The organism is Flavobacteriaceae bacterium HL-DH10 (assembly GCA_031826515.1).
Lineage (GTDB): Bacteria > Bacteroidota > Bacteroidia > Flavobacteriales > Flavobacteriaceae > Thalassobellus > Thalassobellus suaedae.
On the sequence record CP134536.1, the window covers coordinates 83,316 to 101,278 of the forward strand.

Annotated in this window: 11 protein-coding genes; 8 read left to right on the forward strand and 3 right to left on the reverse strand. The window is 32.5% G+C overall.

Features of this window, described 5'->3' with window-relative positions:
• Nucleotides 1–18: 18 nt before the first annotated feature.
• The 3 genes from RHP49_00260 to RHP49_00270 form a co-directional block, all read right to left on the reverse strand.
• Nucleotides 19–2,883: a glycoside hydrolase family 2 TIM barrel-domain containing protein gene (locus tag RHP49_00260; GenBank protein WNH12706.1), complete on the reverse strand. Its 2,865-nt coding sequence runs from the start codon at nt 2,881–2,883 to the stop codon at nt 19–21.
• Between the two features lie 7 nt (nt 2,884–2,890).
• Nucleotides 2,891–4,198, reverse strand: a complete 1,308-nt coding sequence (locus RHP49_00265) for a rhamnogalacturonan acetylesterase (protein WNH12707.1) — start codon at nt 4,196–4,198, stop codon at nt 2,891–2,893.
• Between the two features lie 93 nt (nt 4,199–4,291).
• Nucleotides 4,292–5,338, reverse strand: a complete 1,047-nt coding sequence (locus RHP49_00270; protein ID WNH12708.1) for a GntR family transcriptional regulator — start codon at nt 5,336–5,338, stop codon at nt 4,292–4,294.
• Nucleotides 5,339–5,601: 263 nt separating this feature from the next.
• Between RHP49_00270 and RHP49_00275 the strand changes: the two genes are divergently transcribed.
• The 8 genes from RHP49_00275 (at nt 5,602) to RHP49_00310 (ending at nt 17,933) form a co-directional block, all read left to right on the forward strand.
• Nucleotides 5,602–9,012 (forward strand): DUF4450 domain-containing protein, encoded by a 3,411-nt coding sequence (locus tag RHP49_00275; GenBank protein WNH12709.1) that lies wholly within the window; start codon nt 5,602–5,604, stop codon nt 9,010–9,012.
• Nucleotides 9,013–9,016: 4 nt separating this feature from the next.
• Nucleotides 9,017–10,090, forward strand: coding sequence for a glycoside hydrolase family protein (locus tag RHP49_00280; GenBank protein ID WNH12710.1), 1,074 nt, complete (start codon nt 9,017–9,019; stop codon nt 10,088–10,090).
• A gap of 20 nt (nt 10,091–10,110) precedes the next feature.
• Nucleotides 10,111–12,267, forward strand: a complete 2,157-nt coding sequence (locus RHP49_00285; protein ID WNH12711.1) for a hypothetical protein — start codon at nt 10,111–10,113, stop codon at nt 12,265–12,267.
• A 150-nt stretch (nt 12,268–12,417) separates the two neighbouring features.
• Nucleotides 12,418–12,759, forward strand: coding sequence for a galactokinase family protein (locus RHP49_00290; protein ID WNH12712.1), 342 nt, complete (start codon nt 12,418–12,420; stop codon nt 12,757–12,759).
• Nucleotides 12,687–13,565, forward strand: coding sequence for a galactokinase (gene galK, locus RHP49_00295; protein WNH12713.1), 879 nt, complete (start codon nt 12,687–12,689; stop codon nt 13,563–13,565). Before RHP49_00290 ends, galK begins: the two co-directional genes overlap by 73 nt.
• Before the next feature lie 23 nt (nt 13,566–13,588).
• Nucleotides 13,589–14,608: a UDP-glucose--hexose-1-phosphate uridylyltransferase gene (locus RHP49_00300; protein ID WNH12714.1), complete on the forward strand. Its 1,020-nt coding sequence runs from the start codon at nt 13,589–13,591 to the stop codon at nt 14,606–14,608.
• A gap of 237 nt (nt 14,609–14,845) precedes the next feature.
• Nucleotides 14,846–16,411, forward strand: coding sequence for a hypothetical protein (locus tag RHP49_00305; GenBank protein ID WNH12715.1), 1,566 nt, complete (start codon nt 14,846–14,848; stop codon nt 16,409–16,411).
• Between the two features lie 172 nt (nt 16,412–16,583).
• Nucleotides 16,584–17,933, forward strand: coding sequence for an erythromycin esterase family protein (locus tag RHP49_00310; GenBank protein WNH12716.1), 1,350 nt, complete (start codon nt 16,584–16,586; stop codon nt 17,931–17,933).
• Nucleotides 17,934–17,963: the final 30 nt, after the last annotated feature.

Sequence of the window (17,963 nt, forward strand, 5' to 3'; positions counted from 1 at the left end):
ATAAATTATAATGTTTAATTAATTATCTCTAAAATCGAACCAAAGTGTCATTGGAATTCCATCGTCGCCACTTTTGATTCTAATATTGGTTGGTTGACTTTCGGGTCCTTGATGTTCTAAAGGTTTAAAAGCTCTCATAGCAGGTATCTCATACATAAATGAAATATTTCCTTCTGGAAATTTAGGCTGAGGAAACGTTTTTGAAATGGCTTTTTCAGGAAGATCTGGTGTAAATAACCTTAAAAACAATTTATCATTTTCACTAAAGAACCTAAAATTTCCATTTTGAGTTTTAAGGTTTCCTGCAATAAAATTAGCATGATACCCTTTAAATTCAGGATATACCAAATTCTCAAAACTCTCTCCTGTTATTGTTTTATTATAATCTTTCTCCCAAAGTCCAAGTGTTGTTCCTTTAATTCTGTTTTTCCAAACGTGATATGGTCCATTACCAAACCACTTCATGCCTTCTACACCTTCTTCAGGAAAATCGAACGTAACACCAAATTTATTAATAGCCCCTTCAAAAAATGCCCCGTCAAAACCATTGGTTCGTCCTGCATTTTTTAATAGGATTAATTCTAATTTTAATCTTCCATCATTAAAAAGTGTCCACTTTGCTGAATGAATACCTCCTGAATATTTAATATTACAAATGGCTGCTTCTTCATTCTCTTCAATAGTAACGTCTTCAACTTCCGCTTTCATACCAATAGGCTTTGGTCCATTTACAAAAGGTACATTGCCATTTTTATTTTCAATATTTAGGATTTTACCAGAAGTCGCACTCAACTTTACGGTAATACTTTTACTCTCTAAAAGCACTTCATTATTAGATTTAGAAGCTTTAGCAGATTTTTTGACTTTTTCTTTAGTAATAAACTTGTTTGCTAAATATGGTGCATGATGTATAGGCCATGACCAAGTATAAATGTCTCTACCGTGTTTATCTTGCGCTGTTATCTCTAACCAATCACCTTCAAAGAAATTTTCTGGAACATCAAAATGAACTTTTCTGGTTTCTCCTGGCTCTATACTTGCTATTGAAATTGGTTTTGAAGCTATTACTTCTGCTTTTTCATCAGTATATAAAATACTTTCATTGGCTTTTAGAACGCGGTATTCCAATTTACAATCTTCAAGATTTGTATAAATATATTCGTTTGTAATTAAAAACAATCCATCAAATGTTGATGTTATTAGTTTAGGTTCAAATTGAATAGGCGACCATACTTCTTTTACTGTAAAGAAACTTCCCTCTTTTTCTCTATGCGGTCCTAAAACACCATCGGCTGCTAAGTTTCCTTTAGAATCATATTTTTGTTCACCGGTCCAATCGCTTCTTAAAACAGCTTCATCAAGCATTGCCCAAATAAAACCACCTGCAAATAATGGACTTTGCTTATACCGCTTCCAAAAATCTTCTAATCCTGCTCCTATTCCATTATCATAAGTACCATGCATAAACTCGGTTGGAAAAAACACATTTTCACCATTATTAAAACGATGCATACCTGTTAAATAGGTTGGGTAATGATGAGTGTCCCAACCATTAAAATCTGACCAAGGGTGAATAACAATTCTTTTTTGCGGATCGTAATCATGAAAAACATGGTCTATTTCGTAATTCCATCCACCTTCATTACCATGATCCCAAATGATTACAGATGGATGATTCACATCTCTTTGTACCGTTTCCTTAATTAAGTTAGTCCCCGTTTTAGTATCATACCCATTTTGCCAACCAGCTACTTCGTTTAAAACAAACAAGCCCAAAGAATCGCAAACTTCTAAAAAGTGAGTGTCTGGTGGATAATGAAATCGAACCGCATTCATATTCATATCTTTAAGTAAATTAACATCTAACTCACTAATAGCCTTATCTGTACTTCTGCCAGATTCAGGCCAAATGGTATGCCTGTTAATCCCTTTCATGATAATTTTTTTACCATTAACGTAAATACCATCTTTTTTAAGAAACTCTAGAGTTCTAAAGCCTATTTTTGTTTTAGAGGTATGAAGGCTTTGTCCATTATTTTTAAGTGACAAGGTTAAAGTATATAAATGAGGTGATTCTGGATTCCATGCTTTTACATCATCCCATTTGGCTTCAATAGTTTGAAAATCTTCATCATCTTTTAAAGAAATTGTAACCGTTTTAAAGGTTTCATTACTTCCAATCGGACTTATATTCGCTTCTATTATTGAATTATTCGGAATATTTTTTAAATTCAAATCCGCTCTCAATGAACCATCCATTTTAGCATCAACAGCTACATGTTTTATAAAAGATTTAGGAGAGACTTCTAACCAAACAGGACGATAAATACCTCCAAATAACCACCAGTCTGTTTTTCGTTCTGCATTGTTTACAGACCCATTACTTGAGTGTTTTGATACATGAGCCTCCAAAAGGTTTTCTCCACCATAATTTACCAATGATGAAATATCATATTTGAATTCATAAAAGCCACCTTGATGAATGTCTCCTGCCGATTTTCCGTTAATTTTAACTTCGGTATCGGTCATGGCGCCTCCAAAAACGATAACAATATTTTTTCCTCTATAATCCTCTGGGATATTGAATTTATATTTATAAAACCCTTCTTCTTTACTCGGTTCTTTTTGATTTAATTCTTTATACCATCTACCATAAGTATACTCACCAAAACCTTCTAATTCCCAGTTAGACGGCACATTTATAGTACTCCAAGTTTTACTATTATTACCATCGGTACACATAAACTCCCATTGTACTGGGTTTTTAAAATCTTTACCCGATAAGTATATTTTTTTTGTTTCTTGAGCAATCCCGTTCCAACATAAAAGTATGGATACAAGAGTGAGTAAAAATTTGTTTTTCTGTGTGTTTTGTTCTATCATAATTTCTTTAATTACCGTCTGGTTTTTTAATTTCAAATCTTGAACTCATTGGCACCGTCCAATCACTTATATTATCTGGTTTCTTTGGATTATAATCTGGAATATTGGGTTTTAAATATTTTGCAAGTTCTAAATTTAAGTCTTTAATACCTTGTACAACACTTTTAGCAATTTCATTAGCTCCAAAACTATTAAAGTGGGTGTTATCTTCTAATGCTTTTATTTGCCTTGGAAATGTAAGCGCAGGGTACTGAACAAAAGCCTTTCTTGAAGGTTCCACTCCCCAACTTTCGTACATATAAGTTGTCATTTTTGTAACATCTATTAAAGGTACTTGCATTTCTTTTGCTACTTTTCGCATAGCATCAGGGAAATCGCCATGGGTAGGTTTTAATGTCCCATTTTTATTAAAAGCTCTTCGTTGTGTGGGCGTTACTAACACAGGTATACCTCCTTTATTTCTTGCTTCTGTAATATACTCTTTTAATAATTTACTATAAGATTGCCAAGGCCCAATGCCTTCACCTCTTTGTTTTTCATCGTTATGTGCAAATTCTATAAAAAGATAATCACCTGTTTTCATTAAAGACACTATTTTCTCTAATCGTTTTACTCCTTTAAAACCACTTAAAGAGGAACCTGACTCGGCATAATTAGCAATGACAACATCCTCTGAGAAATAATTGGTAATAAATTGTCCCCATGAAGCCCAAGGTTCTACATCTTGATCTGTTACTGTAGAGTCTCCAGCTAAAAAAACAGTTTTAACAGCTGTAACAGAACTGATTTTTAAACTTTTAACGCTAGGTGCTCCTAAAAACTCTAGCGTTAATTTATCATCCCAATTCAGCTGGTTTTTATCTCGATCTTTTACCTTTATTGATGCCTGTTTATTAATTTTTGGAGATCTAACATTTACTGTAAAAACATGTTTAGAGGTTTCATTTTTTTTCAATTTTATTTCTTTAAGCATTAACCTTCTAGATTCAGCTTTTATTGAAGTATTTGAACTTTTTTTACCACCAATAACAACTTCTATTTTATAATTTCCTTCTGGTAATTTTACTGAAAAATAAACAGACGTATCACCTGCTATAGATTTCTTATTAAAAACAACGTTTTCTACAGATTGATAATCAAACCCATAACCCAATGCATTATTATACAAGATAGGCTTATCAATAATGGTTCCTGAGGTTTCACAAAGCTTTTTTCCAAAATAAAAATTTTTAGTTATATCGTTAGTTTGAGCAAACATATTATGAGATAAAACAAGACAGAATAGAAATAAAATACTATTGTTAATGAATTTCATAGATTAATTTTCGACTAAAATATCTCCAAAAAAAAAAAAGATCCATCCTGTACTATGATGAATCTTTAATATTTTATTTAAAAATTTTATTTTTTAAACAGAATTTCTTTCAATATATTCAAAAATATTTTTAATTTTTTCTTTCTTATTATTCAATACTAAATCAGCTGCAGATTCGCCCATAGCCTTAAATCGAGTACTGATTACATTTATTCCTAAAAGATCTTTTAAAGACGTATCATTGTATGAGATTATACCAACATCATTTCCTAAAGTTAAATTCTTTTTACGTATTTGTCTTACCAAATTAACCAGATCATTTTCTTCGATAATGACATAAATATCTTTACTATCAAGATCCATATCGTCATACACTTCATTTAAAATTTCAAAATCAAAATTATATTTTGAGCAAAACTTTCTAAAGCCATGAACAATCCTTTTAGGATAAGGATAAACCGATTTAAAAGGATATACCAATACTAACTTATCATATTTTCTAAATTTATCTACACCTTTACTTAGTGCCTCATAAATATCTTCTTGAAAATCCTGATATACAGCTCCGTAATTTCCTTTAATTTCTAATTTATCATTATCTAAAATCACCAATTTATCTTTGGGGATTTTTTCAATAGCATTTTGTACTATACTTGTTGTACTTACATGATTAGAATCATCAGTTTTAAAATGCGGCATGATTATATAATAATCATAAGCACCAAGGTTCTTTTCTAAAGTTCTAGCAAAAATAGATTCTTCACAGTGATAGACAGATAAAGTAACATGTCCGTTTATTCCAATGCTATTTACAAATGAATTAAAAATCATCATTTTATAAGAACTTAGCTTATTTATCATGAAGAAAATTTGAATCTTAGAAATCAAATCTGTTTTAGCTGTATAATATCCCTTTCCTTTAACAGAGATAATCACTTTTTGTTCTTTGAGTATTTTATATGCTTTTTCTACAGTATCTCTAGATAAATAACAAGATTCACTTAACTCATTTATAGACGGTATTTTTTCACCAATTTTTAATTTCCCTTTAGAAACATCATTAATTACAGAATCTACAATTTGCTTATATTTAGGTATACGGGATGATTCATTAATTTTTATTTCAATTAATTGAGACATAAATTATAATAGTAATTAGTTGTAGTTTTAGTTGCAGCCAATATAACAAAACTTATATGAAATTGTTGTCGATTCCATAATTAATAATCCGTTTTCTTAAAAAATAAACATCAATTTATGTGATTGTCATTTATATAATATAATAAGACGTAATAAAAAGTATTTCCTGAAATTTTGTTAACATGTAAAAGCATGTATGTACAGGATACTCAACTATTTCTAATATTTTAACTTTATCGTTATATTCCTAAAAGAAATTGTTAATGCGTCTTTATAAAAAACTTTATTGTTTACTTTTTTTTCTTCTAATTACATTAACATCATCTACCCAAGAGGTAACAACCAATTCTAAAAAGATTCACTATGCTCCAGATGGTGACAATTTTATTTTAAAAAATGGTGCTAGAAAATTCAATAGAGCTTTGTATGGTACTAATACTGGTTTTAGAGTAGAAACTGGTGATTTACCAGAATTTGCACTTTACATGCCTAAAATGGGTGGTAATTTTAAATTAGGAATTGCAACCAGATCTACAAGTAAATGGATTACAGAAAGTGATTCTATTACAACGTGTTATAACTCTGGAACCATGCTATATGAAATTCATGATACTTTATTACAAAAGGGCGTTATTAAAATACAAGTTGTTGCTCATGCCGAAAACGAAGCCATGATTTTAAAAGTTGAAACTGAAAACATACCTAAAAACACTACACTAATTTGGCTATTTGGAGGTGCTAGCGGAAAACGGTTTCATAGAGAAGGTGATATTGGAGCAGATCCAGAATCTGTATTTTATTTAAAACCTGAATATTGTACAAATAATCAATATACGATTCAAAAGGATGGTTTTCTTTTAAATTATGGCTCAGAAAACAACAAAGAAAAAACAGGAAATAATAGAACTATTGTTGGAAGCTTTCCAAAATCGGAAGTCAAACTTGTGGAAGCTCACCTTCAGAAATCACCTAATGAATTATTAAATTCTGAAGCAAAAAAAGCCCCTGCTATTTCTGGCAGAATCCCATTAAGCAGCCAAGATGAGTTCATTTGGAAAATAGAAAAAAATGACACATTTATTTCCACAAGTCAAAAACAATTAGAAACAGAATTTAAAGAAGGCATACAAAAAGTTAAAACTTTAGCTGCAAGAGTTAAGCTAAAGACGCCTAATAAATACATAAATACTTTAGGAGGCGCTTTAGCTATTGCGGGTGATGCTATTTGGGAAAGTCCAGCCTATTTACATGGTTCAGTCGCATGGCGCATGCACTTAAATGCATGGCGTGGTGCTTATGTTGCCGATCCTCTAGGTTGGCATAATAGAGCTGAAACGCATTTTAAAGCCTATGGAAATTCGCAAATTATAGAACCCGAATCAGGTCCTGTTGTATTAGATAGTTCTAGAAATTTTGCTAGACAAAAAGAAATATTAGGAACCGCCATGTTTAGTCGCGGTTATATAAGCAGACACCCAAACAAAAATACGGTAGCACATCATTATGATATGAATTCAGTATTTATTAATCAATTACTAAGGCATTATCAATGGACCGGTAATTTAGATTTCATGAAAGAAATATGGCCTGTTGTTCAGCGTCATATCGCATGGGAAAAACGAAATTTTGATGCTGATAACGACGGACTCTATGATGCCTATGCTGCTATATGGGCAAGCGATGCTTTACAATATACAGGTGGTGGTGTTACATACGCTTCAGCTTATAATTATTCTGCAAACTTGTTAGCTGCAAGTATTGCTAAAGTATTAAATGAAAATCCAGAACCTTATATTGAAGAAGCTAATCATATTAAAGCAGCTATTGAAACAAAACTATGGGTTGCAGAAAAAGGCGTATTTGCCGAATACAAAGATTTATTAGGCAATCAATTAGTGCATGATAACCCTGGTCTTTGGACTATTTATCACAGCTTAGATGAAGGTATTGCAAATGCATTTCAAGCCTATCAATCTTTAAGATATGTTGATACAGAAATTCCGCATATTCCTGTAAAAGCAGAAGGGTTACCTTATACCGATTTAGAATTAGTATCCACTTCCAACTGGCAGCCCTATACATGGTCTGTAAACAATGTAGCTCTAGCAGAAAATTTACATGCCTCTTTAGCTTATTGGCAAGGTGGCAGAAATGAGGAAGCTTTCAAATTATGGAAAAGTGCTTTAATTGAAAGCATGTATTTAGGGGCATCACCAGGTGGTTTTCAGCAATTATCGGCTTATGATGCTATTCGAGGTGAATTGTATCGCGATTTTGCAGATCCTATTGGTATGGCCGCACGTTCTTTAGTAGAAGGTTTATTTGGAATACAACCCAATGCTATAAAAAACATGTTGACTATAACTCCTGGTTTTCCTAAAGATTGGAAAGAAGCGTCTTTAGAGGTTCCAGATCTTTCTATCGCTTTCGCGGAAGAAGAAAACGTTTCGAAGTACCATATCGTTTCAAAATTTAAACATGAAATGACACTTCAATTGTGTTTCAATGCACCCTATGAAGCGATTAACTCTATTACAATCAACAATGAGAATGTATCGTGGAAATTAAATGAATCTGCCATCGGAAGTCCTAAAATCAGTATTGAAAGTCCATATCAGGAAACATACAATATTGAAATAAACTGGAAGGGTGAAACAATAGAAACCCCAACATTCGAATTCGTTGGAGCTTATGGAAAACCTCTTCAGTTTAAAACTTCAAAGGCTAACATTGTAAAAATTTACGATCCGCAAGGTTCTATTTTAGAAATAAACAGAACAAATCAACAATTAGATTTCAAAATAAATGCTAAAGAAGGACATAAAACCGTCTTCATTCAGCTAAAACAAAACAACATGCTTTGGTGGCAACCTATACATTTAAATGTTAGTCCTAAAGCAGACAAAAATTCTAATTTTCAAAATTGGAATCATAAGCTTCCAACAAGTACCAAATTTGAAATGATTCCATTAGAATCCATTTTCAATAGCAAAATAACCGATATTTTCGAACAACAATATTTAACACCAAGACCAACATCTCCTACGCTTCAATTACCAACTCAAGGTATTGGAAACTGGTGTTATCCTTATATAAAACCTATTATTGACGATTCTGGATTGCGAGCAAAAGCAGGCGAGAACAATATGATTATTAGTCCGCAAAACATTCCGTTTCAAACCCCTTCCAAAATCAGTAAAAACAATATTGCTTTTGTGTCTCAATGGGATAATTTTCCAAAATCCATAGAAATTCCGCTTTCAGGAAAAGCTTCTCATGTCTATTTTATGATGGCTGGAACAACTAATCCCATGCAAAGTAGGTTTACAAATGGTATTATAGAAATATCATATACCGATGGAACTGTTGAAACTTTAGAATTAAAAAATCCAGAAAATTGGTGGCCTATAGAACAAGATTATTTTGTAAACGGATTAGCCTTTACAACCGATGCACCAAAACCTCCCAGAGTATATTTAAAAACAGGTGAAATTAGTAGAACATTTAAAAATTTTAAAGCTATAAAAGGCTTTAGCGATTACGGAATAGAAGGAGGTGCAGCAACCCTTTTAGATTTACCTTTAGATCAAAATAAAACATTAAATTCACTTAAACTTAAAGCTATTGCAAATGAAGTTGTTATTGGCTTAATGAGTGTAACGTTAGTTAAATAATAAAATGAAAAGGAAGGATTTTATTTCTACAACTATACTTGCAACTTTGGGTGTGACAATACCCATGCAGGCATATCCTTTTCTTGATATTAATCAGAAAACCCCAAAGCTTTCTGATTTTGAAAAAAGGTTAACCCCAGTTGGTAGAGCATTAGAGTTTGAAGGTTATTATGTTTGGTGCAACAGTCCAATTCAGGGTCCAGATGAAAAAACCCATGTGTTTTTTTCTCGTTGGCCAAAAATTAAAAGTATGAGCGGATGGACAAATAGTTCTGAAATAGCTCATGCTGTAGCAGATAAACCTGAAGGCCCATATAAATATGTAAGTACTGTTTTAGCACCTCGTGGTAAAGGGTTTTGGGACGCTACAACATGTCACAATCCAAGTATTCATTTTGTAGATGGCAAGTATGCTTTATTTTTTATGGGAAACTCTAACAGAAAACTAAATACACAACGTATAGGTTTAGCAACTGCCGATTCTCTTTATGGTCCATGGAAAAGACCAGATGAACCATTATTAAATCCAGGAAAAGAAGGTGAATGGGATGACCATTGCACAACCAACCCTTCTTTTTTAAAACATCCAAATGGAGAATATTGGATGTACTACAAATCATTTGATACTGAAGGATATATTCATCCAAAATTTAAAATTAGAGGCAATAGAAAGTATGGATTAGCCATTGCAAAAACACTTGAAGGTCCTTATATTAAATATGATGGTAATCCAGTTATTGATTATCATAAAATGGGAAATAACCAACAATGTGAAGATGCTTTTGTCTGGTATGATGGTAAGTTTAAAATGCTTGCTAGAGATTTGGGTGTTTATGGTATTGATAAAGGACTTTATATGGAATCAAAAGATGGCAAAAACTGGTCTGAACCACAAATTGGCTATCAGGAATTAAAAAAATATGTAAAACAACCTCCAGCTCCTAAACATTTAAATCGCTACGGAAGAGCAGAACGTCCACAAATATTATTTCAAAACGGAAAACCAACCCATATGTTTACAGCGTCACAGGGTGGTAAATATGAAACCTCATCTGGTTTTATTTTTAAAATAAACTAAATAATAAAATAATTAAAATAATGAAAAAAACAAATCTCCTTTTTCTTTTAACCCTTGCATTTATAAGTATTTATTCTTGCAACAAGAGTGTTAAAACACCTCAAAAAATAGATAGAAAAGCAGTAGTTACAAGACATAATGTTCAAATAAAGCAAATAGATACTCTAGGTTCTTTATCTGTTGGTAATGGTAGATTTGCTTTTACAGTTGATGCAACTGGGCTACAATCTTTCCCCGAGCATTACGCTTTAGGAGTTCCATTAGGTACCCAATCAGAATGGGGTTGGCATACCTTACCTAATTCTGAAAACTTTGAATTTAGTGAGACTTTAAAAGGTTACGATTTTAATGGAAACCCTAACAGTTTGTATGCGATTCAAAATAGAGAAGTTGAAAGAAATATGGCTGCTGCCGATTATTTTAGAGCTAACCCACACCGTTTACAACTGGGAAATGTTGGTTTAGAAATATTAAAAGAAAATGGTGCACTTGCAAAACCTGAGGATTTAAAAAACATAAATCAAGAACTAAATTTATGGACTGGTAAAATTGAAAGTCGTTTTACTGTAGAAGGTGTCCCTGTAAAAGTTATTACTTACGGAAACTCTAAAACAGATGGTATTGCTACAAAAATTGAATCTCCCCTATTACAAGAAAAACGCATTAAAGTAAAATTACGATTTCCATATCCAACAAATCAATTTGCAGATCGAGGTGTAAATTACTCAAATAGTGATATGCATCAAACCAATGTAGACAAAAAAGAATCAGGCAAAGATTTTGTTTTTAATAGAACTTTAGATAATGACACCTATTTTGTTGAAGCTAATTTTAACACCAAAGCAACGGTAACAAAAATTGAAGATCATTATTATACGCTATTACCAGATGCTGAAAATAGCTTTGAAGTTGCAGTTAATTTTTATCAAAATAAAGAACAGTACGTTTTAACATATAATGAAACCGAAGAAAATAGCATCACAGCATGGGAAACATTTTGGCAATCTGGAGGCGCAGTAGATTTTTCTGAATGTACAGATTCAAGAGCTTTCGAACTTGAAAGACGTGTAGTACTATCACAATATCTAACACGTGCTCAGTGTGCAGGAAACTATCCAGTGCAAGAAACAGGATTAACCTATAATAGTTGGTATGGCAAACCGCACATGGAAATGTATTGGTGGCATGCAGCTCATTATCCGTTATGGGGCAGAACACCTTTACTAGAAAATAGCATGGGTTGGTATTTTTCTGCTTACGATAATGCTAAACTAATTGCAGAAAGACAAGGTTATAAAGGCGTGCGTTGGCAAAAAATGACCGATCATGATGCTGGTGAAGCACCATCAAATGTTGGGTCGTTTTTAATATGGCAACAACCTCATGTTATTTATTTAGCTGAAATGATATACCGTAACAATCCTTCAAAAGAAAATTTGGAAAAGTATCAAAAATTAATTTTTTCTACCGCAGAGTTTATGGCTTCATATCCAAATTATGATGCTGAAAATGACAGATATATTTTAGGAAAAGGCGTTATTCCCGCTCAAGAATGTTTTAATAAATTAGAAACTTTTAATCCACCTTGGGAATTAGCATATTGGAAATGGGGATTACAAACAGCTCAAAAATGGCAAGAACGATTAGGTTTAGAACCTCAAAAAGATTGGCAAAAAATTATTGATAAATTGTCGCCAATGGCTCAAAAAGACGGTGTGTATTTAGTTGCCGAAAGTGTTCCTAATTCGTATGATTCTACTAGCGAGCATTTAATTGATCATCCTGCTGTATTAGGAGCTTTAAGTGCTTTACCACATAATAATTATGTCGATTTAGAAGTTATGAACAGAACATTTGATTTGGTAGATAAAGTTTGGACATGGAATCATACTTGGGGATGGGATTTTCCGCTTGAAGCTATGGCTGCAACACGTTTAAATAGACCTGAAGATGCGATTAAAGGGTTATTAAGAGATGAAATTACAAACACCTATTTGCCAAACGGACACAATTATCAAAATGAAAGACTTACATTATACTTACCAGGAAATGGAGGTATTCTTTCTGCTGTTGCTCTAATGTGTGCTGGTTATGATGGAAATACTATTACAAACCCTGGGTTTCCAAAAGATGGGACTTGGAATGTAAAATGGGAAGGCCTACACCCTATGCCTTAACAACAAATCACATATAATCATTAATCAAAAAGCTACTAAAAAGAGTAGCTTTTTTTAGATTTTATAGAAAACATTTATTTTAAATAAACGTATTAATTACATTTATTATTATATTTGCATAGAAAAGTTATATCAACTACATTAATAAAAATGAACAACGCACTAATTAAAAAAGTAAAAGACAGCTTTATTAATACATACAATTTAGAACCGATTATGGTTTTTTCTCCAGGTAGAATTAATATTATTGGTGAACATACTGATTATAACGATGGATTTGTCTTTCCTGCTGCAGTTAATAAAGGTATTGTTGCTGCGCTTCAAAAAAGTGATTCTAATACGTCTAAAGCAAGTGCATTAGATTTAGATGAAACTATTCAATTTTCAACTGAAACTATTAGTCCGTTAGAAAAAGAAAGTTGGGGAAATTATATATTAGGAGTCATTTCGGAAATTCAAAAAAAGGGATTACCGTTGATAATTTCAACATAACTTTTAGTGGAAACATTCCTGCAGGTTCTGGTATGTCATCATCTGCTGCTTTAGAAAACGCAGTTGTTTTTGGCTTGAATAAATTATTCGATTTAGGATTAACAAAAACTGAAATGATTATAATTTCACAAAAAGCTGAGCATAATTATGTAGGTGTTAATTGTGGTATTATGGATCAATATGCCAGCATGTTTGGTATAAAAAACCATGCCTTACTTTTGGATTGCAGAACCATTAAAGCAACACCTTTTGAAATTAATTTCGAAAAACATGAGCTTATGCTAATCAACACCAACGTAAAGCATAGCTTGTCTGATAGTGCTTATAACGATAGGCGTTCGGTTTGCGAAAAGGTATCAAGCATGTTAAACATTAAAGCTTTAAGAGATGCTACTGAAGCAGATTTAGAAAAAGTAAAAGATACTATTTCTAACGAAGATTTTCAAAAAGCACTTTTCGTTATTGAAGAAAACAAACGTGCAGAAAATGCTTCTAAAGCGATGACTGATGGTGATTTAAAAACATTAGGAGCTTTAATTTATAGCTCCCATGATGGCTTACAAAACCAATATAAAGTAAGCTGCGACGAGTTAGATTTTCTTGTACAACAAGCCAAAGAAAATCAAGATATATTAGGTGCGAGAATGATGGGTGGCGGTTTTGGTGGCTGCACCATAAATTTAATTGCAAAAACAGCTGTAGATCAATTTAAAACATCTGTTTCAAAAGCATATAAAGCAAAGTTTGATAAAGACTGTTCTATCTATTCTGTTGAGCTTTCAGATGGCACACATCTTATAAAATAATTAACAACGTATTTTCAAAAATCATGAATTCAGATTTACAAGATTATTCACATAAACGCTATAATATATTAACTGACGAATGGGTTTTAGTATCACCTCATCGCGCAAAAAGACCATGGCAAGGACAAAATGAAGCGGTTTCTAATGAAGTCAGACCATCACATGATGCGAGTTGTTATTTATGTGCTGGAAATACAAGAATTAATGGTGAAATAAATCCGGATTACAAAGATGTTTTTGTTTTTACGAATGATTTTGCAGCACTACAAACCGATTCAAAAACTTTTTCAGTAGATGATGGTTTATTAAAAGCACAAAGTGAACAAGGTATTTGTAAAGTGATTTGCTTTAGTCCAGACCACTCAAAAAGTTTAGCAGATATGGATGCTAAAGACATTGAAAAAGTAGTTTTCGCATGGCAAAACGAATACAAAACACTTAGCGAAAATGAACTTATAAATTACGTGCAAATTTTTGAAAACAAAGGTGCTGTTATGGGGTGTAGTAATCCGCACCCACACGGACAAATATGGAGTCAAACCACCTTACCTAACGAAGTTTATAAAAAAGACACACAACAATTAGCTTATTATAACAAAAACAAGAGCAGTCTTTTAGGAGATTACCTAAAACAGGAATTAGAAAAAAACGAACGTATTATTTTTGAAAACGATGCCTTTGTAGTGCTTATTCCATTTTGGGCAGTATGGCCTTTTGAAGCTATGATTGTACCTAAATCTCATAAAAGAAGTATTTTAGAATTAGAAAATAATGAATCCTATCTGTTTGCCGAAGCCATTTCGGTTTTAACAAAAGCCTACGATAAATTATTCAACACGTCGTTTCCGTATTCTAGCGGAATTCATCAAGCACCAACAAATGGAGAATCTAATAATCATTGGCACTGGCATATGAGTTTTTATCCACCTTTATTACGAAGTGCTACCGTTAAAAAATTCATGGTAGGCTACGAAATGTTTGGATCGCCACAACGAGATATTACTGCGGAAATTGCAGCTAAAATGATACGTGATTTGGTTTAACAATCCTACTTGTTTTTTCATTAAAATTTAACCGTCTTGTCGAAATGAGCTAAGATTCATACATCACAGTATTTAATGATGCAATTTTTTATATGTGTTCGAAATGACTTATAATATTTAATAAATTCCGAAGTGTTTCACTCGGATTGATGCCTTAAATTAATAAGCATCATACTAATTCATAATTTTAAAAGTTATATTTTTGATAATTCATACAAATAATACAACTAGTCAGTAATGAAGCGCCTCATATATTTAGTTTTTTCTATCGGATTTTTAATGCTTTGGAGTTCTTGCCGTAAAGATTTTGATTTTACACCAAGTACAGGACACTTAGAATTCTCCAAAGATACCGTGTATTTAGACACTGTATTTAATAAAATAAGTTCTAGCACCTATAATTTAAAAGTATATAACAGAAGTAATGATGATATTATTATTCCTTCAATAAAATTAAGCACTGGTGAAGCTTCTAGCTACCGATTAAATGTTGATGGATTAGCAGGAAAAAGCTTTGAAAATATTTCAATATTAGCAAAAGACAGTCTCTATATATTTATAGAAACTACTGTAGATACTAATAATTTCCCTAATACAGATGGTACTTTTTTAAATACAGATCAAATAGAATTTGACACCAATACAAACCTTCAAAAAGTAGAATTGGTAACGTTAATACAAGATGCTATTTTTATTTATCCAGATAGAGATAATACCACTAAAGTTATCGAAACACTAACACTTAATGTTGGTGGCGAAGTATTCGAAACCGATATAAATGGTCGCGAATTATTACCAAGTGAACTTACTTTTACAAACACAAAACCTTATGTTATATATGGTTTTGCTGCGGTTCCAAATAACGAAACTTTGACCATTGAAGCTGGTGCCCGTATTCATTTTCATGAAAACTCTGGCTTAATTGTTAACGAAGGCGCTTCACTTCACGTAAATGGTAGCTTAAGTACCGATCAAGATGTATTAGAAAACGAAGTTATTTTTGAAGGCGACCGCTTAGAACCTGAATTTTCTGATGCTCCTGGGCAATGGGGTACCATTTGGCTTTTTGAAGGCAGTATAAATAACAGCATAAATTACGCAACCATTAAAAATGCCATTGCTGGTATTTTATGCGATGGCAACCCCAACGACAATAACGATAAACTTACCATTACAAATTCGCAAATATATAACTCAAGTAGTTTTGGGATTTTAGGTAGAAACACCTCTATTACAGCAGAGAATGTAGTAATTAACAATAGCGGTCAAGCATCATTTGCAGGAACACTTGGAGGTAAATATAATTTTACACACAGTACCCTTGTAAATTATTGGGACAACGGCTTTAGACAATTCCCTTCTTTATTATTAAATAATTTTATTTTAGATGAAGAAAACAATGCAACACTAGCTGATTTAACCGAAGCTAATTTTAATAATTGCATTATTTATGGAAACGATAATCCTGAAATTTTGTTAGACGAACTAGAAGATGATAACGTTATTTTTAACTTTAAATTTACAAATTGCCTCATCCGTTTTAAAGATGATAATAACAATTTTACAGGTCCTAATTACGATTTAAATGACACCTCTAAATACGAAGGAAATATTTTTAATGAAGATCCTAATTTCCTTGATACTTCACTAAATAAATTGATGATTGGAGAAGAATCGGCAGCTATAAACAAAGGAAACGCAACATTTGCAACGCAAGTACCAGTTGATATTTTAAACGTAAATAGAACCGCTTCACCAGATTTAGGTGCTTACCAACATATTACATTTCCTGATGAGGAATAATTCATTTTTCCAAGCTTGAATTTGTCAGAAAAAAAACGACAACTTCGTTTAACATTAGATATGAAATATTAAAACGATTTCATATCATGTCGTTGTGCGCTATGCGAAAAATCTTGATTATTAACAATTTTATTTTTAACTTGTTACTTTTAGATATAACATATTCCAAGATATGAAAACAATATTATTAACGGTATCGATTTCTCTTTGGGTAACAGGTTTTACAATAGCTCAGCAGAATTCAGCAATAATAAATGATAAAGAAGTTATTTCCTGGCTAAAGCAAAACGCAGTTCCTATCAAAACCATTGAATCAGGAAATAGCTTCAAAGACCTAAAACTGCTAAAAAAAACATTGAAAGATGCTAAAATTGTTGCTTTGGGTGAGTCTACACACGGTACAAGTGAGTTTTTTAAAATGAAGCACCGGCTTATAGCCTTTCTCGTTAAGGAGATGGGCTTTACGCAATTTGCCATGGAAGCTCCAATTGCGTCTAGTGTGCCCATTAATGAATATATCTTATATGGTAAAGGTGATCTTTATTCTGTAGTTTCAGGTCAGAAATATGACGCCTGGGATATGGAGGAATTTGCAGATTTGATCGAATGGCTGAAAGATTACAATTCAAAGGTTCCCGATAATAAGAAAGTGCATTTTTTTGGATTGAGCATGGGATATAATGATATAGGAAGAGAAAGAACCATAGCATATTTAAGGAAAGTAGCCCCCGAAAAAATCCCAACAGTGGTTTCCCTTTTTCAGATTCTTGCCAAAGAAGAAGAAAAGGTATTTATCGCCCAAAAGGAAAGCGTAATGCTTCCTTTGTTAAAGCCTTATCAACAATTTCTGAGTGAATTTATAGCTGAAAAAGATAAGCTCATAGCCAATACTTCTATAACAGAATGGGAAACAATCTATCAATACCTCAAGGTGATGGAGCAGAGTATTTTGCAAGCAATAAAATCTCCCCAGTCATCTGTTACGACCATACAATCGAATAGAAATACATATATGGCGCTTAATTTACTGAATAAGATAGAACAGGAAACTACCGACGCAAAATATATTGTTTGGGCGCATGATTATCATATAGGTGTAGCTGGTAAAAATAAAATGGGATATCTGCTGAGAGAGAATTTTGGAAGTCAGTATTATTCAATGTCATTTGAGTGTTATAGGGGCAGTTTCCAGGCCATGGTTCTTAATCCTGATAAGAGTTTTGGTCCACTCAGAGCGGAAAACATATCTACTGAGGAAAAAAATATCGACTGGTATTTTTATCGTACAGGTTATGATAAACTGTTTGTTGATTTACGTGAGGCCCATAAAAACATGGATATGAACACCTGGATGGAAACTCCTCAAAAGAAGGTACAAGGTGGTTGGCCTTATGGTGGGAAAGGAGCAATAAAAGTAAAAGTTGTATTAAAGGACAGATACGATGGAATCTTATTTATTGAAGAATCTACTCCTACTCATCCAACAAAGGCTTTGAAAAGAAGAGGCACATTTGATAATTAAAAATGACTAATATTATTAAGCACATGTGCA

Excerpts from the sequence above, each read along its gene's own strand:
- RHP49_00260 (WNH12706.1), bottom strand. The coding sequence starts at position 2,883 with ATGATAGAACAAAACACACAGAAAAACAAATTTTTACTCACTCTTGTA.
- RHP49_00265 (WNH12707.1), bottom strand. The coding sequence starts at position 4,198 with ATGAAATTCATTAACAATAGTATTTTATTTCTATTCTGTCTTGTTTTA.
- RHP49_00270 (WNH12708.1), bottom strand. The coding sequence starts at position 5,338 with ATGTCTCAATTAATTGAAATAAAAATTAATGAATCATCCCGTATACCT.
- RHP49_00275 (WNH12709.1), top strand. The coding sequence starts at position 5,602 with ATGCGTCTTTATAAAAAACTTTATTGTTTACTTTTTTTTCTTCTAATT.
- RHP49_00280 (WNH12710.1), top strand. The coding sequence starts at position 9,017 with ATGAAAAGGAAGGATTTTATTTCTACAACTATACTTGCAACTTTGGGT.
- RHP49_00285 (WNH12711.1), top strand. The coding sequence starts at position 10,111 with ATGAAAAAAACAAATCTCCTTTTTCTTTTAACCCTTGCATTTATAAGT.
- RHP49_00290 (WNH12712.1), top strand. The coding sequence starts at position 12,418 with ATGAACAACGCACTAATTAAAAAAGTAAAAGACAGCTTTATTAATACA.
- RHP49_00300 (WNH12714.1), top strand. The coding sequence starts at position 13,589 with ATGAATTCAGATTTACAAGATTATTCACATAAACGCTATAATATATTA.
- RHP49_00305 (WNH12715.1), top strand. The coding sequence starts at position 14,846 with ATGAAGCGCCTCATATATTTAGTTTTTTCTATCGGATTTTTAATGCTT.
- RHP49_00310 (WNH12716.1), top strand. The coding sequence starts at position 16,584 with ATGAAAACAATATTATTAACGGTATCGATTTCTCTTTGGGTAACAGGT.